The sequence below is a fragment of the Mycobacterium sp. NPDC050853 genome, assembly GCF_040653875.1.
Classification (GTDB): Bacteria; Actinomycetota; Actinomycetes; order Mycobacteriales; family Mycobacteriaceae; genus Mycobacterium.
This window is the reverse complement of the sequence record NZ_JBFAGW010000013.1, coordinates 12,756-32,869: the sequence shown is the minus strand read 5'-3', so window position 1 is coordinate 32,869 and position 20,114 is coordinate 12,756. Positions and strand designations below refer to the sequence as shown.

At 65.2% G+C, this 20,114-nt stretch carries 12 protein-coding genes; 3 read left to right on the top strand and 9 right to left on the bottom strand.

Going from position 1 to position 20,114, the window contains the following annotated elements; all coding sequences use genetic code 11:
* Positions 1–17 precede the first annotated feature (17 nt).
* Positions 18–2,591, top strand: coding sequence for an ABC transporter ATP-binding protein/permease (locus AB0H22_RS24750; RefSeq protein WP_358149867.1), 2,574 nt, complete (start codon positions 18–20; stop codon positions 2,589–2,591).
* The gene (locus AB0H22_RS24745; RefSeq protein WP_358149864.1) at positions 2,591–4,342 is read left to right on the top strand and encodes an ABC transporter ATP-binding protein; all 1,752 of its coding nucleotides are present in this window, start codon (positions 2,591–2,593) and stop codon (positions 4,340–4,342) included. Before AB0H22_RS24750 ends, AB0H22_RS24745 begins: the two co-directional genes overlap by 1 nt.
* Here AB0H22_RS24745 and AB0H22_RS24740 read toward each other — a convergent pair.
* From AB0H22_RS24740 to AB0H22_RS24725, 4 genes are read right to left on the bottom strand one after another with little or no spacing between them, the layout of a single operon-like run.
* Complete coding sequence (locus AB0H22_RS24740; protein WP_358149862.1) at positions 4,339–5,202, bottom strand: class I SAM-dependent methyltransferase; 864 nt, start codon at positions 5,200–5,202, stop codon at positions 4,339–4,341. The two genes, AB0H22_RS24745 and AB0H22_RS24740, sit on opposite strands and share 4 nt — an antisense overlap.
* Before the next feature lie 23 nt (positions 5,203–5,225).
* The gene (locus AB0H22_RS24735; RefSeq protein ID WP_180750306.1) at positions 5,226–5,441 is read right to left on the bottom strand and encodes an MbtH family protein; all 216 of its coding nucleotides are present in this window, start codon (positions 5,439–5,441) and stop codon (positions 5,226–5,228) included.
* Positions 5,422–6,723 carry an NADPH-dependent L-lysine N(6)-monooxygenase MbtG gene (gene mbtG, locus AB0H22_RS24730; protein ID WP_180750392.1) on the bottom strand — a complete coding sequence of 434 codons (1,302 nt, stop codon included), beginning with the start codon at positions 6,721–6,723 and terminating at the stop codon, positions 5,422–5,424. Before mbtG ends, AB0H22_RS24735 begins: the two co-directional genes overlap by 20 nt.
* Positions 6,720–11,150 carry an amino acid adenylation domain-containing protein gene (locus tag AB0H22_RS24725; protein ID WP_358149932.1) on the bottom strand — a complete coding sequence of 1,477 codons (4,431 nt, stop codon included), beginning with the start codon at positions 11,148–11,150 and terminating at the stop codon, positions 6,720–6,722. The genes mbtG and AB0H22_RS24725 overlap by 4 nt, the downstream gene beginning before the upstream one ends.
* 99 nt (positions 11,151–11,249) lie before the next feature.
* On the opposite strand from AB0H22_RS24725, the gene AB0H22_RS24720 reads away from it, so the two are divergent.
* A complete protein-coding gene (locus tag AB0H22_RS24720; RefSeq protein WP_358149858.1) occupies positions 11,250–12,914 on the top strand; it encodes an AMP-binding protein in 1,665 nt (554 codons plus the stop codon).
* Here the strand turns inward: AB0H22_RS24720 and AB0H22_RS24715 are convergent.
* The 5 genes from AB0H22_RS24715 to AB0H22_RS24695 form a co-directional block, all read right to left on the bottom strand.
* A complete protein-coding gene (locus tag AB0H22_RS24715; RefSeq protein ID WP_358149930.1) occupies positions 12,911–14,224 on the bottom strand; it encodes a salicylate synthase in 1,314 nt (437 codons plus the stop codon). The genes AB0H22_RS24720 and AB0H22_RS24715 overlap by 4 nt on opposite strands.
* Positions 14,225–14,380: 156 nt before the next feature.
* Positions 14,381–17,062: a fumarate reductase/succinate dehydrogenase flavoprotein subunit gene (locus AB0H22_RS24710; RefSeq protein WP_358149928.1), complete on the bottom strand. Its 2,682-nt coding sequence runs from the start codon at positions 17,060–17,062 to the stop codon at positions 14,381–14,383.
* Positions 17,063–17,091: 29 nt separating this feature from the next.
* Positions 17,092–17,838, bottom strand: a complete 747-nt coding sequence (locus AB0H22_RS24705; protein WP_180750309.1) for an ABC transporter ATP-binding protein — start codon at positions 17,836–17,838, stop codon at positions 17,092–17,094.
* A complete protein-coding gene (locus AB0H22_RS24700; RefSeq protein WP_180750310.1) occupies positions 17,835–18,704 on the bottom strand; it encodes an ABC transporter permease in 870 nt (289 codons plus the stop codon). Before AB0H22_RS24700 ends, AB0H22_RS24705 begins: the two co-directional genes overlap by 4 nt.
* Positions 18,701–20,110 (bottom strand): ABC transporter substrate-binding protein, encoded by a 1,410-nt coding sequence (locus AB0H22_RS24695; protein ID WP_180750311.1) that lies wholly within the window; start codon positions 20,108–20,110, stop codon positions 18,701–18,703. Before AB0H22_RS24695 ends, AB0H22_RS24700 begins: the two co-directional genes overlap by 4 nt.
* Positions 20,111–20,114 lie beyond the last annotated feature (4 nt).

Here is a 20,114-nt window from a genome sequence, read left to right as displayed (position 1 = left end):
ACAAAGGTCACATAAGCATGGGTAGAGGGTTCCAGGGCGCGGTGCTACGTGGACTCGGCGCGCGCGACCACCTGGCGACCGTCGTCGGGACCACGCACGTCGCGCCGAATTGCATACGGATCAGCATGTCAGCGCCGACGTTGTTCGAAGACCTCCTGCACACCCCCGCCGAATGGCTTCGGTTCTGGTTCCCCGACCCCGCCGGCGGCGCCACCGAGCACCAACGGGCCTACACCATCGTGTCGACGGACGCCGATGCGGGCGAATTCACCATCGATGTCGTGATCCACGAACCCGCCGGTCCCGCCTGCCAGTGGGCGACCAGTGTGCAACCGGGCATGACGATTCCGGTGGTGTCCTTCGGCTCCTCCCGTTTCGAGATACCCGAGGATCTTCCGGCCGGGTTCCTGCTCATCGGCGACGCCGCATCGATCCCGGCGATCAACTCGATCGTGGCCGCCCTACCCGCCGATGTAGACGTCGAGGTGTACCTAGAACGGCACAGCCCCGACGACGAACTGATCCCCCTGACCGACCATCTCCGGCGGCGCCTGCATTGGGTGGACCGCGCCGACGAGACATCGCTCGCCGCCGCCATCGCCGATCGCGACTGGTCCAATTGGTATGCGTGGGCGGGTCCCGAAGCGGGATCGCTCAAGCATCTCCGTAAGCGGCTACGGGAGGAGTTCGGATTCCCGAAGGCGGATCTGCACGCCGCGGCGTACTGGACATTCGGCCGCGCGATGGGAAGCCGACGCGGGGATACCGAGGCACCTCAGGCACCCGCATCGAAGCCTTCTGCGCCGACCAAACCCACACCAGCTCCCGAACACGCTGTCCCCCAAGGACGCTGGCGGTCGCAAGCGGCGAGTGAATTGTTGGCGCCGGTCAAGAAGCAGATGATCGCCAGCGGTGTGCTGCAAGCAATCATCACCCTGATCGAGCTGGCACCGTTCGTCGTCCTGGTGGAGTTGACGCGGCTGCTATTGGCCGGTGCCGATGAGAACCGGTTGTGGCACACCGGAAGTGTGTTCCTGACGCTGCTGGTGCTGGGCGCCGGACTGGGCGCCGCACTCACGCTCTGGCTGCATATCGTCGACGTCCGGTTCAGCGCAGGCATCCGGGGCCGGTTACTGGACAAACTGTCCCGAGTTCCCTTGGGGTGGTTCACCCAGCGTGGCTCTGGAGCGGTCAAAAAGCTCATCCAGGACGACACGTTGTCCTTGCACTACCTGATCACCCACGCGATCCCCGATGCGGTGGCCGCGGTCGTCGGCCCGGTGGCAGTGCTGGTGTACCTGTTCATCGTCGACTGGCGCATGGCGCTTATCCTTCTCATCCCGATCCTCGTCTACGTGGTGACCACGGCGACGATGATGTTCCAAAGCGGCCCGAAGATCATCGAGGCCTCCCGTTGGGCCGAACGGATGAGTAGCGAGTCGACCGCTTATCTCGAAGGGCAGCCGGTGATCCGGGTATTCGGTGGCGCGGCAGCGTCCTCGTTCAAGCGCAAGCTAGACGGGTACCTCATCTTCCTGAACGAGTGGCAGCGGCCGTTCATCGGGAAGAAGACCTTCATGGATCTGGCCACCCGACCGACGACCTTTCTGTGGCTCATCGCCGCGGCCGGTACCTTTTTCGTCGTCGCGGGAACCATGCAACCCACCACCCTGCTGCCGTTCCTGATGCTCGGCACCACCTTTGGCACCCGCCTGCTGGGAATCGCATACGGCCTCGGCGGTATTCGCGGCGGCGTTGAGGGCGCGCGGCATATCGCTGTCGCCCTCAACGAAACCGAACTGGGAGTCGTCCACGAGCCGGCATCCCCTGGTGGAGTTTCCTCTGTGTCGTTTGAACACGTCACCTTCGGCTACCGGCCCGGAGTGCCCGTCATCCACGACGTCACCCTGACGCTGCGGCCCGGAACCGTGACGGCACTCGTGGGACCTTCTGGGTCCGGGAAGTCAACGCTGGCCTCCCTGCTGGCGCGGTTCCACGACGTCAACGGCGGGGCCATCCGGATCGACGGCGCCGACATCCGGGCACTGACCCCGGATGAGCTGTACACGAAGGTGGGATTCGTCTTCCAGGATGTGCAGCTGGTCGCAGGAACAGTCCGCGAGAACATCGCACTGGCCCGGCCCGCGGCCACGAACGCCGAGGTCGAGTCAGCAGCCCGAGATGCGCAGATCCATGAACGAATCCTGCGCCTCCCCAACGGTTATGACACGGTGCTAGACACGAACACCCAGCTGTCCGGGGGCGAGAAGCAGCGACTCACCATCGCCCGCGCCCTCCTAGCGGACACTCCAATTCTGATCCTGGACGAGGCCACCGCCTTCGCCGACCCCGAATCCGAGTACCTGGTCCAACAGGCACTGGGCCGCCTGATCCACAGCCGGACCGTGCTGGTGATCGCGCACCGGTTGCACACCATCGCCGATGCCGACCAGATCGTGGTCCTGGACCATGGCCGCCTCGTAGAAACCGGCACCCACGCCCAGCTGCTCGCCGCCGACGGGCGGTACCGGCGGCTCTGGGATGGCCGTCTCGAAGAGTCGTCAGTCGTCCTAGCCGGAGAGAACATCTGATGCTTTCCAACCTGATTCGACTAATCCCGCCTGGTCACCGTGGCCCCCTCTATGCCTATGCGGTGCTGTCACTACTCTCGGTAGCGCTGCGCGCGGCGGGTTGCCTGCTGCTCGTGCCGCTACTGGGCGCCCTGTTCGGCGCCACACCCACTGCCGCTTTTCCGTGGCTCGGCGTGCTCACCGCCGTGACGGTAGCGGGGTGGGCAGTAGATACCATGCAGGCCCGTATCGGCTACCGCATCGGGTTCGCACTACTGAACGACTCGCAGCACCGGGTGGCCGACCGGCTCACCCATATACCGCTGGGCTGGTTCACCGCCGAGCGCACCGCGATGGCGCGCCAGGCGATCTCGTCCGGTGGCCCCGATCTCGTGGGGTTCATCGCGAACCTGCTCACCCCTCTGGTAGGTGCCGTGCTGCTACCCGCGGCAATCACGATCGGGCTGTTCTTCATCTCGTGGAAGCTGGGCGTCGCGGCCGCCGTCACCCTCCCGCTGTTACTCGGCGCGCTGCTGGCGAGTGTCCGCATCGTGCGGGCCGCCGACAAAGCAGACGCCAAGGCACACAGCGGACTCACCGAACGAATCCTTGAGTTCGCACGCACCCAAGCGGCACTGCGCGCGAGCCTTCGCGTTAGCCCAGCTCGCAGCCAGGCCGGCGAGGCAGTGGCGACGGCCCGGGGTGCGACCATGCGGCTGTTGCTCTTCCAGATTCCCGGTCAGCTGCTGTTCACCATCGTGAGCCAGATCGCCCTCATTCTGCTGGCGGGCACCGCCACGGTGCTTGCCGTGCGTGGTGAGATCGGGGCTCCCGAGGCCGTCGCGCTGATGGTCGTCGTGGTGCGGTTCCTTGAGCCGTTCACCGTACTGGCGGGCCTGGGCGGTGCCGTCGAGAACTCACGCGGTGTGTTCGAACGCCTCCATACGATCATCACCACCGAGGCCGTGGATCAACCCGGCGACGCCGTCGCGTCCGCCGAAACTCCCGCCCCGCGTATCGAATTCCGCAATGTCGGCTTCCGCTACGACGGTGCGGAGGAACAGGTGCTCACGGACCTCGACTTCACCTTGGAACCGGGAACCACCACCGCAATCGTGGGTCCCTCGGGCTCCGGGAAGAGCACCATCCTCTCCCTCATCGCCGGCCTACAGCGGCCGGTCAACGGCCAAATCCTGCTCGACGGAATCGATGTCGCGACCGTCGACACCGCCACCCGCCGAGCGTTGGTGAGCATGGTGTTCCAGCACCCGTATCTGTTCGACGGCCCGATCCGGGACAACGTTCTTGTCGGACACCCCACGGCGGGGGACGAAGAGGCCCGTCGGGCAATGACACTCGCGCGTGTGGACGAGGTAGTCGATCGTCTGCCGGATGGCGAGCGATCCCGGGTCGGCGAGGCAGGTACAGCCTTGTCCGGTGGTGAGCGCCAACGGGTCAGTATCGCCCGCGCGCTCGTGAAACCCGCGCCCATCCTGCTGATCGACGAGGCCACCAGCGCCCTGGACACCGAGAACGAGACAGCGGTCACCGAGGCCATCGGCAACGATCCGCGTATCCGTACTCGGGTCATGATCGCCCACCGACTCAGCGCGATCCGCAACGCGGATCATGTCCTATTCGTGGACGAGGGTCAGATCGTCGAGCAGGGTTCGATCGCCGAACTCAGTGCTCTCGGAGGACGTTTCGCCGAGTTCTGGCGCCAGCAGGAGTCGACCTCCGGATGGCGCATCGCCGCCGACGCGGTGAGCTAGCTCGTCGCGACCAGAAATTCTTCTGCGTTAAGGGCATTCGGCCCGCCGCCGCGGCCCGGGAAGTAGCGCTCGATCAGCTCATGCCCCGAGACATGGGATGCCTGGGAGAAACCGCACTCACGGGCGAGCGCAAGCATCTCGCCGGGCGCGAAGAAACTGACCCAGGGTGTGCCCGATTCGGCCGCCATCGACACGATCATCTGCCGGACGGGGCGTTCCCGCTCATCGAGCAGGCCCAACGGCAACAGGAACGTCATCGCCACAGTGGAACCCGGCGCCAGCAAGGCACATTGACGCAGCGTCGCCGCGATCGCCTCGCGTGTGAGATACATGCTGACCCCGGTGGACGCCACCACCGCGGGACGATCCGCGTCGAATCCCGCGGTGAGCAGTTGATCCGACCACGACCCGCCGGCCTCGAAGTCGACCGGGACCAGCCGTAGCCAGTCTGGGATCTCGAATCCCAGCTCGGTCAGCCGCTTTCGTTTCCATTCCTGGGTGGCCAGTTGGTCCACCTCGAAAACGGTGAGACGCTCGCCCGCATCGAGATGTCGCTGCGCGAAGGTGTCCAGACCCGCACCCAGAATCACGTACTGCCCTACCCCGCGCTCCGACTGCTGATCGGCCAGGTCCTCGACGAACCGGGCACGCGCCACCATGCCTAGACGTGAGGCGACCGAACCCTGCGGATCCATATCGGGACGCTGACGCCAGTCAGCGGGTGGTGCCACCAGCTGCAGACCGATCACGTCTGTCAGTACATGCGGCGACGAATCCAGTTCCACATGCAGCGCCCGCCAGAGGGCGGTACGTACGGCGGTGTGATCGGGTTCGCCACTGCGGAATCTATCTGGGTCCACCCGGTCTTTCTTACCACCTGCCGCTAACCGCCCGCCATGGCGTCGCGCAGGCTCCTAGGGCGCATATCTGTCCAGTTAGCCTCGACGTATTCGACGCAGTCGGCACGCGAGGCCTCACCGAAGGCCACCCGCCACTGCGCCGGAACCTCAATGGAAGTGGGCCAGAGGCTATGTTGCTCCTCGGCGTTGACCAGCACGTAGAAGGTGCCACTCTCATCATCAAATGGGTTGATACTCACTTGTTTTCCTTTCGCGGCGAGCCGACTGGGCGCGGATGGGTCCACCGAGCACGCGATCGGACAGCAACCCGAGACAGCTGAGATTAGGGAAACCCGGGCCCTGAGTCAGACCCGAGAGCGTCGGCAGGATGAGCTTGGGGGTAAGGCCGTTGACCGACAAGTCGTGGCCCAGGGACTCCTGCAAGACATTTCCCGCGTTGTCCCCATCCATACGAGCACCCAGCTTGAGCTCCATAAGATCGAGGGCGCTCTGGTCGAACAGCGGCAGGAACCACAATGCGTCAGCACCCGCTCCGTCAATCACCAGATCGAAGCCATGCACGGTCTCGGATGGCTCGCCGGCACGGTCGCTGCGCAGCGTCAGTCTGATCCGGTCTTCAAGGGCAACGGCGTGGGCGACTCGGCCCCGGAGATGCCGGATGCGATCATCGGCCAGCAGCGACTCCTGCACGCGCGACGAGAACACCCCGCGATCTGTACGGTTCAACGCGTCGCGCCGTTCCGCCATGCTGTGGTGCAGCCATCCAGTCGGATCGCTGAACAAAGCGTTCTCGAAGTAACCCTCACCGCGGGTGAACAACGTGACGCCGGGCGAAATGACGGTGATCGTCGAAATTCGGTGTCCAAAAAGCTCATTGAGCACCGATGCGGCGGTCTCTCCCCCACCGATCACAGCCACGCGTTCCGCAGTGAGGCGCGTAGGCCCCGCACAACGGCGCCAGAACTCAGCGATGGACAAGACATTCGGATGCTCGGGCAGCACCGACCGTTCCGGCTGTCCGGGTCCGGTCACCATGACCGCGTCCGCAGCAATGGAGCAATCGTTGGTGCGCACCACCCATCTGTCGTCATCGATGGACAGCCCGGTCACCTCACCCTGGACGACCTTCATATCGACGGTGTTGGCCACCCACGTCAGGTAGTCGGCCCAGCGCTTGTGCGTTGGCGCGGGCTTGTCACGGTCGACCCACTCGGCGAACTGGCCGGTGGCGATGAGGTACGACTGCCAGCTCAGCCGCATCATCCGAGCGTCGATCTCGGCATTGTGTCCTGGCAGCACCGCGGACCGGTACGGAAAGCCCACATCCTTCTCGGGGCTCGTCCCCAGCCGGTGCTGTCCATCCGTCCAGCCGCCACATGCCTGCCAGTTGGCGCCGATCTGTTGACGTTCGATCGCCACCACATCGGGTACATCCGCACCGCACTCGCGCAGCACCGCTGCCTTCGCTGCGACCGCGACTGCCTTGGCACCCGCACCTATCACTGCCAATGTCGACGTCACCATTGCTCCTTCGCCAGAGTCCCCAGCTGTTCATGCCATATCGATTGCAGCTCGGCGACCTCCGACCGGCCGAGCACCTCCGGAATCGCGCGCCACAGGGTCGCGATGGCCGGCCCCTCGGTGGTGTCCATGATCAGCACCGCGATGGTGAGTTCGTGACGCACCGCCGAATCTGGTTCGGGCACCGGCGAACCCGATACCGACAGCAGCCCGTCACGCCGAAGAAGATCTCCCCTGAACTCGCGATCGTGCCCTAGATACGTCAGCAGGATCTGCGGATCGCGATATTGCCGCAGCACCGCACTGGTATAGGCGCGCAGGTATCGCAACAGCCCGTAATCGATGTTCCGCCCGGGCATCGCGCTGTACTGCCGGGCGACACGCTCCACCAGGCCCCGCGGCCCGACGCCAAGCGGATCGGCACCGCCGATGCGCAACGGGTACACCGTGCTGAGCAGGCCGACGGTTTCAGCGTTGGCCTCCCCTCGTCCGGGAATCTGCACCGCCAGCAGCGATTCGACCGCGGGTTGTCCGCGGAGGCGGCGCCACTGTGCCACGGTGCGTGCCGTGGCCGCCGCGAGCAGCTGATCCATCGGGATTCCCGAATTCAGCAGTACTGCACTGACATCGGCCGGTGCGGATTCGACGGTGACCGCGACGTCGCCCTCCCGATCCAACTCGGGAACTATTCGACGCGAACCGATTTCGGGGTCTTCGCCATCGAGCTGGGCGATCCAGAACGGTAGGCTACCCACGCCATCGGCCTCCGCGGCCAACGCGTTGGCCCAGCGCCGGTATCCGGTACCTGACTGGGTGAGAGGCGGCAGCGCACCTGTTGTCAGCGCCTTCCAGCGGGACTCCAGCTCATGCATGATGACCTGCCAGGACACCGGGTCGGCGGCGAGATGATGGACGGCGAGGATCAGGACTCCGGGCCCGTCCTCGGGGTGCAGCCACACTGCCGACAGCATCCAACCCTGTTCGGGGTCAAGTCGATCCACGGCACGGGCCATCTCAACGCTGACAGCATCGGAAGGATCCGCCACGATGATCTCGACGAATCGGAGAGCCTGCCGTACCCGCGGGACCAGTGCCATGCTTTCGCGGTCGAGCCGACTACGCAGCACCTCATGTTCTCCGACCAAGGCGCCGAGAAGCTCCTCCAGCGCGGATCGGGTAATGCCCTGAGGTAGCCAGAAGACACCGGTCTCGGCGAGCCTGCGCGGGTTTCCGTGCTCATAGAGGCGGCGCCCGCTCGGGAGCAGCGGGATGGGTTCCGCTTCATCCGCAGAATCCTCGGCATCGGCGGCACTGCCGATTCGACCTTGGTCGACCAGCCGGGCCAGGCTCGCGACGGTGCCCTGCTCCAGGATCTCGCGGATATCGATCTCCACTCCGCATTCGGACAGGATCGCTGCCGAGAGGTTGGTCGCCAGCAGTGAATGGCCTCCGAGAGCGACGAAGGAGTCGTCCACTCCCACGGACGAGGATCCGAGTAGCCGCGCGAAGAGGGCGGCCACTCGCCGCTGCGTCGCGGTTTTCGGCTTCCGGTGCTCGGTCACCGACCCGAAATCGGCTGCGGGCAGTGCTTCCCTGTCGATCTTGCCGTGCGGGGTAATGGGAATCTCGTCGAGCACCACGTACGCGGCAGGGATCATGTAATCGGGCAAGGCCGCCGAGACCCTGGAACGGATCCGGTCGATATCGACAACGTGTCCGCCAACGGGCGTTAGATACGCGACGAGACGCTTGCCGAGGTGCGGCAGCTCATCGACCACGACAAGTGCCCGGCCGACACTCGGGTCCACCTCGATAGCCGACGAGATCTCACCAAGCTCGATACGGAATCCACGGACCTTCACCTGTTCGTCAGCACGTCCGATAAACTCGATATCCCCAATAGCATTGCGCCGCGCGAGATCCCCGGATCGATACATCCGCTGGCCCGGAGCGAACGGGTCGGCGATGAACCGCTGCGCGGTGAGACCGGCAGCACGATGATATCCGCGCGCCAGATGCGTCCCACCGATGTAGATCTCGCCGACGACGCCCACCGGCACCGGTCGGAGCGCTTCGTCCAGAATGTGGATCTGTGTGTTGATCTTGGGAGTGCCGATCGGCACCGTCCGCGTGCCCTGGATCCCGCGAACCTTGTACCGCGAGGCGTTGATGACCGTCTCTGTCGGTCCGTAGAAGTTATGCAGGGAGGCATCGAAGGTGGCGTGGAACTTGTCCGCGACCCTTCCGGGTAACGCCTCCCCGCCCACCGGCACCCGACGTAACGACTTCCACTGTGTCACACCGGGTAGCGATAGGACCAACCCGAGCAACGAGGGCACCATATGCATCGAGGTGACAGCCTCGGTGTTCAACAGATCCGTCAGATAGGCGACGTCGCCAAGCCCGCCGGGCCGCGGAATTACCAGGCGGCCGCCACAACTGAGGATGCCGAAGATCTCGCCCACCGATACATCGAAGCTCGGCGACGCCACCTGCAGCACGCGATCGGATCCGCTGACCCGGTACTCGGCACGGAACCAGTTGAAGTACTCGGTAAGGGGGCGATGCGAGACCGTCACACCCTTGGGTAATCCCGTCGAACCGGACGTGTAGATGAGATAGGCGGCGTTGTCGGGCGTCAGCGGCCGCACACGATCGGCATCGACAGGTTCGCGGGCATCGAACTGCTCGACGCCGGTAATCGGCTCTCTGATAACAAGCTTGGGTTGTGCATCGGCGAGAATGTGGGCGATGCGATTGGCGGGGTATTCGGAGTCGATGGGCAGATAGACCGCACCGGCCTTGGCGATGGCGAGCGCGGTGATGATCAGCTCCGGCGACTTGTCAAGAAGTACCGCGACACGATCTTCTGTGCCGATACCCTGCTGGATGAGCCAGTGCGCCAAACGATTCGACAGTTCGTTGGTTTCGCGGTACGAGAAGTGGCGACCCTCGTAAACGAGGGCGGTGGCATCCGGTTGCACGGCTGCGCGGGCGGCGACGAGATCGCCGAGCGCCGCGGGCGCCGCCTCGAACCTCTCCCCTGCGGATACCTCCCGCAGCCACTCGGCTTCCCGAGCGTCCATCAGCGTCAGGCTCGCCAACCGACGATCCGGATCGGCGAGCGCGGAGTCGAGCAGGTTAACGAAGTGACGGAGCAGCTGCGCCGTCAACCCCTCGTCCAACACCTCGACCAGATACTCGGCCACGATGTCAGCACCATCGGGGGTCGTTTCGACCGTGAGCCCAAGTGGCACGGGCGTGACGAGGCCGTTCAACGACGCACGTTCACAGCGTATTCCGGGCGGACAGAATCCGGCACGATCGAATTCGGCGACCTCGAAGCTCACCCGGGGGAAGCGTTCGACACCGTGACGACGATCGGGGTTGAGCTCGCGGACCACCCGGTCGAGACTCACGCGCTGATGCGCCGCACCATCCTGAGTGATTCGACGGGTCTGCTCCAGCAGGTCGCGGAAACTCGCACGACCGTGCGGACGCATGCGCAGGGCGATGGTATTGCCGAAGTATCCGATTCTGCCCTGTACATCGACGTCACGGTTGGGCACCGGGGCGGCCACCAAGAAGTCCTCGGCATGGGTATAGCGATGCAGCAGAGCGGAATAGGCGGCCAGCAGCACCACGTACGGCGTGGTCTCGGCTTCCTGGGCTAGCTGCTCGACATGCCGCATTGTGTTCACAGAGAGGCGAGTGGTGCACCGTGCAGCCTTCCGGGAAGACGGCACCACCGAGCCATTTGGCCCCGGAAGCTCGAGTGGTTCAGGAGGATTCGCCAGCTCCTCGCGCCAGTAGTCGAGATCTGCACCGTCGGCACCGTCCTGCCGTGGCCGTGGCCGTGGCGTCAGCGGCGCCGTGATGGCGCCCTGCGTGTAGGCGGTGGTCAGGTCGGCGAGGAACACCGGCCACGAGGCGTCGTCCCAGGCGATGCGGTGGGCGACCACGAGCATGACGTGCTCCGTGGCGCCAGTACGGATTACCGTGACGCGCAACGGCGATTCGACGGTGAGATCGAATGCGGTCCCGAATTCGCGTTGTGCCAGCACGCTGAGCCGGAGCTGTTGGGCGGCGCCCACGAGCTCGGCCACATCATGCTCCGCCCATCGGGGCATCAGGTCGTTGTGCCGCACCGCGAGCGGACCGCCATCGGTGCCGGCGTGGAAGGTCGTACGCAGCACCTCGTGGCGAGCCGTGACGACGGTGACCGCGGCCCGCAGCCTGTCGGCATCCAACTCACCGCTGAATCGGTACGACCGGCAGAGGTTCATCAGCGCGGGCTTCACCGCGTGGGCGAACCACATCCGCTGCTGCCCGTCCGACAGCGGAGGTGCGGTATCGGGATCGAAGTTCGCCGACGCCCCTCCGTTGGTCACGCCTACCTCGACGTCACCCCCGCTCACGGTGCGCAACTCGATCTCACCTCGCGTTTTCACTCTTAGTAAAGGCTGCCCTAACTACGTGGAGGCTACCCTATCTAGACTGCGAGGGGTCACCCACAAGGAGTAACGATGAGCGCCGCTGTATCGCCCCCTGCCTCTCTCGCCATGGGGGATGGTTTCGTCCCCTTCCCCCCGGAGCGCGCCGATGCCTATCGGCAGGCCGGCTACTGGACCGGAAACACCGTGGAGTCGCTGCTCCGCACGACTGCCACCAGGCGCGCCGACCACCCCGCCGTCATAGACGAGCACGGCGCGCTGACCTACCGCGCGCTCGATGAGGCCGCCGACCGCGCCGCGCACGCCTTCATCCGGCTGGGCATAGCCCCCGGCGACCGGGTGCTGCTCCAGCTGCCCAACCGGACTTCCTTCGCCGTGGCGCTCTTCGGACTGATGCGGGCGGGCGCGTTGCCGGTGATGTGCCTACCGGGACACCGGGCCGCCGAGCTGTCCCATTTCATTGAGGTGGCGGGCGCGGTCGCATTGGTGATCGCGGACACCGCGGGCGGGTTCGATTACCGCGCGCTGGCCACAGAGCTGTCCCAGAAGCATGCATGCCTGCGCCATATCGTGATCGACGGTGTCGTGTCCCCTAACAGCGCGGGGTCCTTCACCTCATGGTCAGCCCTGCTGGAAAGTGGCGCGTCTGACGGCCCCCTGCCGTCAACTCAGACGGATACGCCGGCGCTGTTGCTGGTCTCCGGCGGCACCACCGCCGCACCCAAGCTCATCCCCCGCACCCACGAGGACTACGTCTACAACGCCACACAGTCCGCACGCGTGTGCGGACTTACCGAGGACGATGTCTACCTCGTCGCACTCCCCGCCGGTCACAACTTCCCATTGTCCTGCCCTGGCCTGCTCGGCGCGATAAGCATTGGTGCCACAACGGTTTTCCTCTCGGACCCGAGCCCGGAGTCGGCCTTCGCGGCCATCGCCCGGCATCGGGTGACCGTGACAGCGCTGGTGCCGTCACTGGCCCAGCTGTGGGCGCAAGCCACCGCATGGGAACCGGTACTGCCGGAAACACTGCGACTGCTTCAAGTCGGCGGCGCAAAACTCGGCGCGGAGGATGCGCGCACCGTGCGTGAGGCCCTCACCCCGGGACTGCAACAGGTTTTCGGGATGGCCGAGGGGTTAATCTGCGTCACCCGACCTGGCGATTCCGCGAATATCCTCGACACCACCCAAGGCCGCCCCATGTGCGATGCCGATGAGGTGCGCATCGTCGACGAGGACGGTGTCGAGGTCGCGCCCGGGGTAGCCGGCGAATTGTTGGTGCGCGGGCCGTACACGCTCAACGGGTACTACCGCGCCGAGGCGGACAATATGCGCTCCTTCACCGCCGACGGTTTCTACCGCAGTGGCGACCAGGTCCGGGCACTGCCCGATGGGTATCTGGAGGTCACGGGGCGCATCAAGGACGTCATCCTGCGCGGCGGCGAGTCCATTGCCGCACTGGATCTCGAATCACATCTGCAGACCCATCCGGCGGTCTACGCCGCTGCGGCCGTCGGGCTACCCGATCAATACCTGGGTGAGATCGTCTGCGCAGCAATCGTATTCAACAGGAAGCCGGTCACGGCGGCCGAGCTCAACCAGTACCTACGGGATCGTGGCGCCGCCACCCACTCGCGCGTCGACAAGTTGGTGGCGGTGCCGAAGTTGCCGTTGACGCCGGTCGGAAAGATCGACAAGCGAGCCCTGGCAGCGGCGCTGACCAACGACGCCGGCTAAGCCTCGCGCTTGACCGCGTAGGGAGCGATGCTCCCCAGCTTCTCGCAGGTCTCCTCAAACTCCCGATCAGGTGTGGAGGCCTCGATGATGCCCGCACCGGCTCGCAACCAGGTGTGCCCGTCCTGTTCATAGGCCGCACGCAGGGTCAGCGCGGCGTCCAGTCCGCCATCCGGGGACATCATCACGACCGCTCCCGAATAGAGACCGCGCGGGTGATCGTCGAGCCGAAGGATGGCGTCGACACCCTCCGCCTTGGGGATGCCCGAGGCGGTGACCGCCGGGAAGAGCGCCTCCAGCGCATCCATCCGCGTCATCTCGGGACTCAGGTGTCCGCTGACGGTCGAGCCCAGGTGCTGCACGCTGCCGCGCTCGCGCACCGTCATGAAATCGGTCACCTTCGTACTACCCGATTCGGCCACCTCGGCAAGTTCTGCTAGGGAGCTGCGCACGGAAATCGCATGCTCGACAATCTCTTTGGCATTCGATTCCAGATCGTCGCGCGCCACCCGATCCTCATTCTCGCCCCGACCGAAGGCGCGTGTTCCGGCCAGCGGCTGGGTGACGACGGTTCCGTCGGCCTCGACGGCGGTGACGAGCTCGGGGCTGTATCCCAACGCACGGATACCACCGAGCCGTAGCAGGAAGGAGCGAACCGGGGTGTTGTTGTGCCGACCGACACGATATGTGGACGGAAAGTCCATGGCGAACGGTACTTCCACGCGCCGCGACAAAATCACCTTGTGGTACAGCCCCGATCGAATCTCGGCCGTGGCGATGCCGACGCGGCCGCGGTAGTCGGACGGGTCTGAATTCAGATCGATGAACGTCGGCTCGGGGTCGGCCGGAACTCCCTGGCCGATCAGCCGAGCAATGTCCTCGGCGTAGCTCGCGGAGGAGTCTTCGGAGACTGACACTCCGCCGGCGGTGATCACAACCTCGGCACGCGGGGCGAATACTCGCGCCAACGCGGTACCGGGGGTCAGCCGATGCTGCAGGCCGAATCGGTAAGTGCCGAACTCAAACGCGACCCAGCCGAACACGCGATGCACACCGTCCGAGATCTCGTTGATGGCTGCTTCGAGGGCAGCACCGGGGTGTCCGGACCAATCCCGCTCTTCCACGGATCCATCGCGCCCGATGCGCAGCCCATCGCTGTCGAGTTCGACAAACGCTCGGGCGCCGATAGCCAGCACCCATTCGCCATCACGCTCGTAAATCAGATACTCGTCGCCAAGGCGCTCGGGAATCTCCTGCGCGAGCACACTCGCGAGATCGGCCGGTGCGAAACCTTCCGGCAGTCCCTCCTGCACAGAAACCCAGTTCTGGGCGCCGGTACCGGGCTCTATAACCGCACTCGTCTTCGACACCTGAGTAAGCCTAGCCTATGCTAAGTGGTCGAGGAACCCGCCCATAACATGACCTCCGCCACGTTGCCGGACCGGATCTCTTGTGCTTCGGCGCACCCGTCAGCCGCCCGCAAGCGCCTGTCGCGCATAGGCTCTCACATCCGCGTCACCGTCCTGAAGCGCCCCGGTCAGCGCCTCACGAACGGAAGGCTCCGTCGACGCCCACTGGCTCAGGCTCAACACCGCCGACTTGCGAACGTCCAGATGTGGATCGGCCAGCGCTCGTGAGAGCGGCGGTACGGCTTGCGCCGAGCGAGCCCCGGCCAAGGCGCGCACCGCTCCCTGTCGGATCTGCCAAGCCGGCTCCGTCAGCGCCTCCTCGACGGCGCCGAGGATCCGGTCATCCACCCCGAGTGCACCGACGGCCGTCAGTGCCGCGGCCCGCACCAGCGGATCTCGATCGCGCACCAGCGCCCGCACCGTCTCGTCACCGGCGGCCAACTTCGCAAGCCCGTTGGCGACCGCGATACGCACCTCGCGATTGTCATCCCCGGCGGCGGTGGCGATGGATACCGCATCGTCCACGGATACCAAGGCGCGCACGGCCTCGATCCGGACCCGATGGTCCAGATCGCGTAGGGCCTCCACATATGCCGCCGGATCGCCGACCCGCCGAGCGCTCGCCACGTACAAGGCGGTACCGCGCACCAACGGGTCGGACGCGCTCACATGACCCCGGATCGCCGCGGGACCGTCGAGGACCCCGACGAGTTCTCGTACTCCATCGGATGCCGTTCGACGCACCGAGACATCGCTGTCCCCCAACGCATTCAGCAACGCGTGCTCGTAGCCCTCGGGGGTGTGCTCGGTCAGTGATGCGATCGCGGTGCGGCGCACGCCCGGGTCGTCATCGTCGAGGTACGGCGCCAGTTCCTCGACGGTGGGAGCCTCCAGGCTGAGTACAGCGGCGATCCGGGGGGACGGCGGCTGCTCGGCCTCCGCAGCGATGACACTCGAAATCCGGGCCGCCGGGGCCTTTCCGCCGAGCAGCTCGGGTTGGTGCACCACGATCGGATCTGTCTCCCCCGACGGCAGGTCGTCGAGGCCGGGGACCGGGACGAAATACGGTGCGACTGGCCGTTTGAGGAAATCCATCTCGCCGCTGGCGCTCTTGCGCAGGTTCAGGTGATAGCGCCAATTCTCATCGTCGCGATCCGGCAGGTCGGCCCTGTCGTGGTACAGACCCCAGCGCGATTCGGTACGGGTCAGCGACGAGCGGGCCGCCATCTCGGCGCAGTCCCTGATGAACGACACCTCGGCCGCCCGCATCAGCTCATGCGGGGTCCGCGCGCCGATCTGGCCCACCTCATCGGCCATCCTCTCGAATGTCTGCACGGCCAGTGAGAGTTTGGCCGCCGTCTTCGGCGGGGCCACATAGTCGTTGACGAAGCGGCGCAGCTTGTACTCGACCTGAGGTTGCGGCGGACCATCCGGATGACGCAGCGGGCGATAGATCAGTTCATGCGCCTCCTTGAGCTGGTCGACGGGAAATTCCAGCGGGGCAGCTGTTTTCGAGAGTGTGGAGGCCGCGTGCTCACCGGCCAGATCGCCGTATACGAACGCGCCGATCATGTAGTTATGCGGCACGCAGGCCAGGTCGCCCGCCGCATAGAGACCCGGCACCGTGGTGCGGGCATGCTCGTCCACCCACACCCCTGATGCGGAATGACCACCGCATAAGCCGATTTCCGAGATGTGCATCTCGATATCGTGGGTGCGGTAGTCGTGTCCGCGGTTGGCATGGAAGGTGCCCCGAGTGGGTCGTTCGGTGGTGTGCAGGATGTTCTCCAGCGCAGACAACGTCTCATCCGGGAGGTGGCTCACCTTGAGATAGATGGGACCGCGTGCAGACTCGATCTCATTCTTGACCTCTGCCATCATCTGGCCGGACCAGTAGTCGGAGTCGACGAACCGCTCGCCTTGCGCATTCACCTGGTAGCCGCCGAAAGGGTTGGCCACATAGGCGCACGCCGGACCGTTGTAGTCCTTGATGAGCGGATTGATCTGGAAACATTCGATCCCCGACAGCTCGGCCCCGGCGTGGTACGCCATCGCGTACCCGTCCCCCGCGTTGGTCGGATTCTCGTAGGTGCCATACAGATAACCCGATGCCGGCAAGCCCAAGCGGCCGCACGGTCCGGTCGCCAGGACGACCGCTTTTGCGCCGACGGTGACGAACTCACCGGTGCGGGTATTGAAGCCGGCTGCCCCGACGGCCCTTCCCTCTTCGGTGAGTACGCGCACGGGCATGACCCGGTTTTCGATGCGGATCTTCTCGCGCATCGACTTCTGCCGTAGCACGCGGTACAGCGCCTTCTTGACGTCCTTTCCCTCGGGCATGGGTAGCACATACGCGCCCGACCGGTGCACACGTCGCACCGCATATTCGCCGTGCTCGTCCTTCTCGAACTTGACCCCGTAGCGTTCAAGACGCTGCACCATCGCGAAACCGCGTGTCGCCGTTTGGTACACGGTGCGCTGGTTGACGATTCCATCGTTGGCGCGGGTGATCTCCGCGACGTAATCCTCCGGTTCGGCCTTGCCGGGGATGACCGCGTTATTCACTCCGTCCATGCCCATCGCGAGAGCACCGGAGTGCCGCACGTGCGCCTTCTCCAGCAGGATCACTTGGGCGCCGTTCTCGGCGGCCGTCAACGCTGCCATGGTGCCGGCGGTTCCGCCGCCGATAACCAGCACGTCACAGTCAAGCCGGACGGCACTATCCAGTTCAGGAATCTCCATCGGCGCTCCATGCTCCTCACGCAAGCTGCTCATCGCCCAACCAACTCCGTATGATTCAGCGCGGCAAGGATTTCAGCACGCAGCACGCTGCGGTCGACCTGGGCCTCGCGAGGTTCGGGGACATCCAGGAGCGCGCGCAGAGGCTGACCGGCTCGGCCCAGCACGGCAATCCGGTCCCCCAGTAACAGCGCCTCGTCGACATCGTGGGTCACGAACACCACCGTGGTGGGATGACTGCGCCAGGTGTCGATGAGTAGGCGTTGCATGCTGGCCCGGGTCTGCGCATCCAGCGCCCCGAACGGCTCATCCATCATGACCGCACGCGGAGCACCGGCCAGGCCGCGGGCCAGCTGGACACGCTGACGCATGCCACCCGACAGGCTCTTGGGCAGGTAGTCCTCGAAACCCGTCAGCCCCACATCGTCGATCCAGGCCTGTGCCGCCCCGCGCCGACCCGAGCGAGGCACACCGCCCAGCTTGAGCGCCAGTTCGATATTCGATTGCACGGTGCGCCAAGGTAAAAGGGCATTGTCCTGGAACACCATGGCCCGGTCGCGCGAGGTGGTGACAACCCTCTCGCCGTCGGCGCGGACGGTGCCCGATTCGGGTGGAAGCAGCCCCGCGATGGCGCGCAGCACGGTGGACTTACCGCAGCCGGAGGGCCCGGTCAGGACCAGGATTTCGGCGGGGCGAACGGTGAGGCTGAGGCCGTCCACCACGGTCCGCCCGCTGTAGCCAAGTGTCAGCTCATCCAGAACCAAGGTGGAGGCGCTCATCGTCCCCCCTCCGCTCGGGGCAGCCAGCGAGTGACGCGGCGCCCCACCAACTCCACCGCGGCGGAGGTCAGGAACCCGAGCACACCGATGGTGATGATCCCGACGAACACATCCGGATAGGCCAACACCGTGTACGACTGCCATGTGCGATATCCGACCCCCAAACGGCCCGAGATCATTTCGGCGGAGATCACGCATATCCAGGCGACACCGATGCCGACGGAAAGGCCTCCGAAAACCCCGGGGAGGCTGCCGGGCAGCACCACCCGCAGCAGCACATCCCAGCGACCGCCACCAAGGGTGCGAACCGATTCCTCCCACAGCGTCGGCAGGGCGCGTACCGCGTGCCGGGTGCTCACCATGATCGGGAAGTAGGCCGCAAGGAAGGTGATGAACACGATTCCGGCCTCATCGCTGGGGAACAACAAGATGGCCACCGGTACGATCGCAATCGCGGGAATGGGACGGGCCAATTCGGTGAGCGGACCGAAAATGTTCGCGAATAACGGTGATCGTCCCAACCAGATACCGGTGATGACACCCAGCGCCGCGGCCAAGCCGAATCCGGTGAGAATCCGGATGGTGGACTGGCCGAGGTCAAGCCAATACTCCTCGGTACCAATGCGCTTGGTGAGCGCGGAGACAATCTCGGTGACCGTCGGCAGCGTGTCGAAGCGCAGCCCGAAGCGCACCTTGTTGGCCGTCAAGAGCTGCCATAGGAGCACGGCGGCGCCCACCGAGGCCAACCGGATGGCCCAGGCGGTGTATCGCGCACTCAGTCGCCGCGATGTCGGGCCGGGGTCCACCGAGTCCAGCGCCACTGAAACGGCACTGGGCCGCGTTTCCAGGATGGGCAGGGTGCTCATGACGCCGCCGCTAGTGCCTGCGTGTAATCCACCGGCGTGGCGCCGGGATGTCCGGAGATGTATCGGGTGGCACCCGCACTGGTGGTGAACGGGTGCAGCCCAGCAGAATCACGAACCCACCAGGCGTGGTCGGCGAACCACCGGGTGCCCAGGTCGGTATCCGCGACGTAGGCGGCACGGACCTTCTGGCCGGCGGCGTTGGCTGCGTTAACGGCCTTGAGCAGCTCCTGCGCCGTGGCATAGACCTGCGTGGAATCCTTACCGTCGAACCAGATTTCGGCTGCCTGGCCCGGGTCTGCCCCCTCGGCCGGGCGCAGGACCAGCGGGTTGACCTTGGCCGCCAACCCGGCCTCGTAGTTCTTCGAGCGAGTCGAATACGCCTGACGCAGCGGACCGTCTTGCACAAAGTCATCGATGTTGAAGTCGGCGAAGTCCCCTATCGATTTCAGGTAGGGCACATCGCTTTTGAACGCGTCGATGAGCGACGGCTTGAGCGTGGTGTCGAATGAAGTGCCGCCGGGCCCGTTATAGAGATAGACGACCTCCTGGGGCAGACCGCTCCCCTCAGCCACGATACGAGCCGCTTCGAGAGACTTCTCGTGGATGAAATCGGTGGCATCGAGCTGAGCCTGCAGGAAGGCATCGAGCACCTCGGGATGCTGCTTGGCGTAGTCGCGGCGCACCACCACACCGTGGAAGGTCGGGACATTCAGCTCGGCCCCGTCGTAGAGCAGCTTGGCCTTCTTCTGGAAGACCAGCAGACCGGGCCAGGCCACGAACTGCGACAGCGCTTGCACCTGACCGGATTCCAGCGCCGAGGCACCAACCTGTGGCTGTTGGTTGAGCACCTCGACATCTTTGGTCGGGTCTAGACCGTCGTTACGCAGCGCCCGCACGAGCGTGCCGTGCCCCGCCGAGCCCACACTGGCGGACACCTTCTTGTCCCTCAACTCGGGGAGCGTTGTTATGGGCGAATTCGGTGGCACCACAACCATGTTCAGCGCGCCCTTGGCGTTGTAGCCGGTCACCGACACCAGCTCGGTGCGCGCCTTCTCATTGGCTTGGGTCTTGGATCCATTGATCAGCAGGGGGTAGTCGCCCATGGAGCCGATGTCGATCTTCTCGGCGAGCATCTGCGCGGTGATCGGCGCTCCGGTGTCGTAGTCCTGCCATTGCACCGTGTATTTGGTTCCGGTCCGCGAGCCGACCTCTCCGAGCCGCTTCTCCAGGTATCCCTGGGCGCGCAGCAGCGTGCCGGCGGTCACGGTATTGATGGTCTTCGACTGATATCCGACAACGACGGTCACCTCGTTGGCCGAGCCGGATCCGGAGTCCAGAGAGCAACCGGTGGCAAGGGTGAGAAGCAGTGCCGTGGCAATAGAACTGAGAAGGGCTGTTCTCTTCATGGGC

Coding starts and splice junctions, on each gene's coding strand:
- AB0H22_RS24750 (WP_358149867.1), top strand. CDS start 18: ATGGGTAGAGGGTTCCAGGGCGCGGTGCTACGTGGACTCGGCGCGCGC.
- AB0H22_RS24745 (WP_358149864.1), top strand. CDS start 2,591: ATGCTTTCCAACCTGATTCGACTAATCCCGCCTGGTCACCGTGGCCCC.
- AB0H22_RS24720 (WP_358149858.1), top strand. CDS start 11,250: ATGAGCGCCGCTGTATCGCCCCCTGCCTCTCTCGCCATGGGGGATGGT.
- AB0H22_RS24710 (WP_358149928.1), bottom strand. CDS start 17,062: ATGGAGATTCCTGAACTGGATAGTGCCGTCCGGCTTGACTGTGACGTG.
- AB0H22_RS24705 (WP_180750309.1), bottom strand. CDS start 17,838: ATGAGCGCCTCCACCTTGGTTCTGGATGAGCTGACACTTGGCTACAGC.
- AB0H22_RS24700 (WP_180750310.1), bottom strand. CDS start 18,704: ATGAGCACCCTGCCCATCCTGGAAACGCGGCCCAGTGCCGTTTCAGTG.
- AB0H22_RS24695 (WP_180750311.1), bottom strand. CDS start 20,110: ATGAAGAGAACAGCCCTTCTCAGTTCTATTGCCACGGCACTGCTTCTC.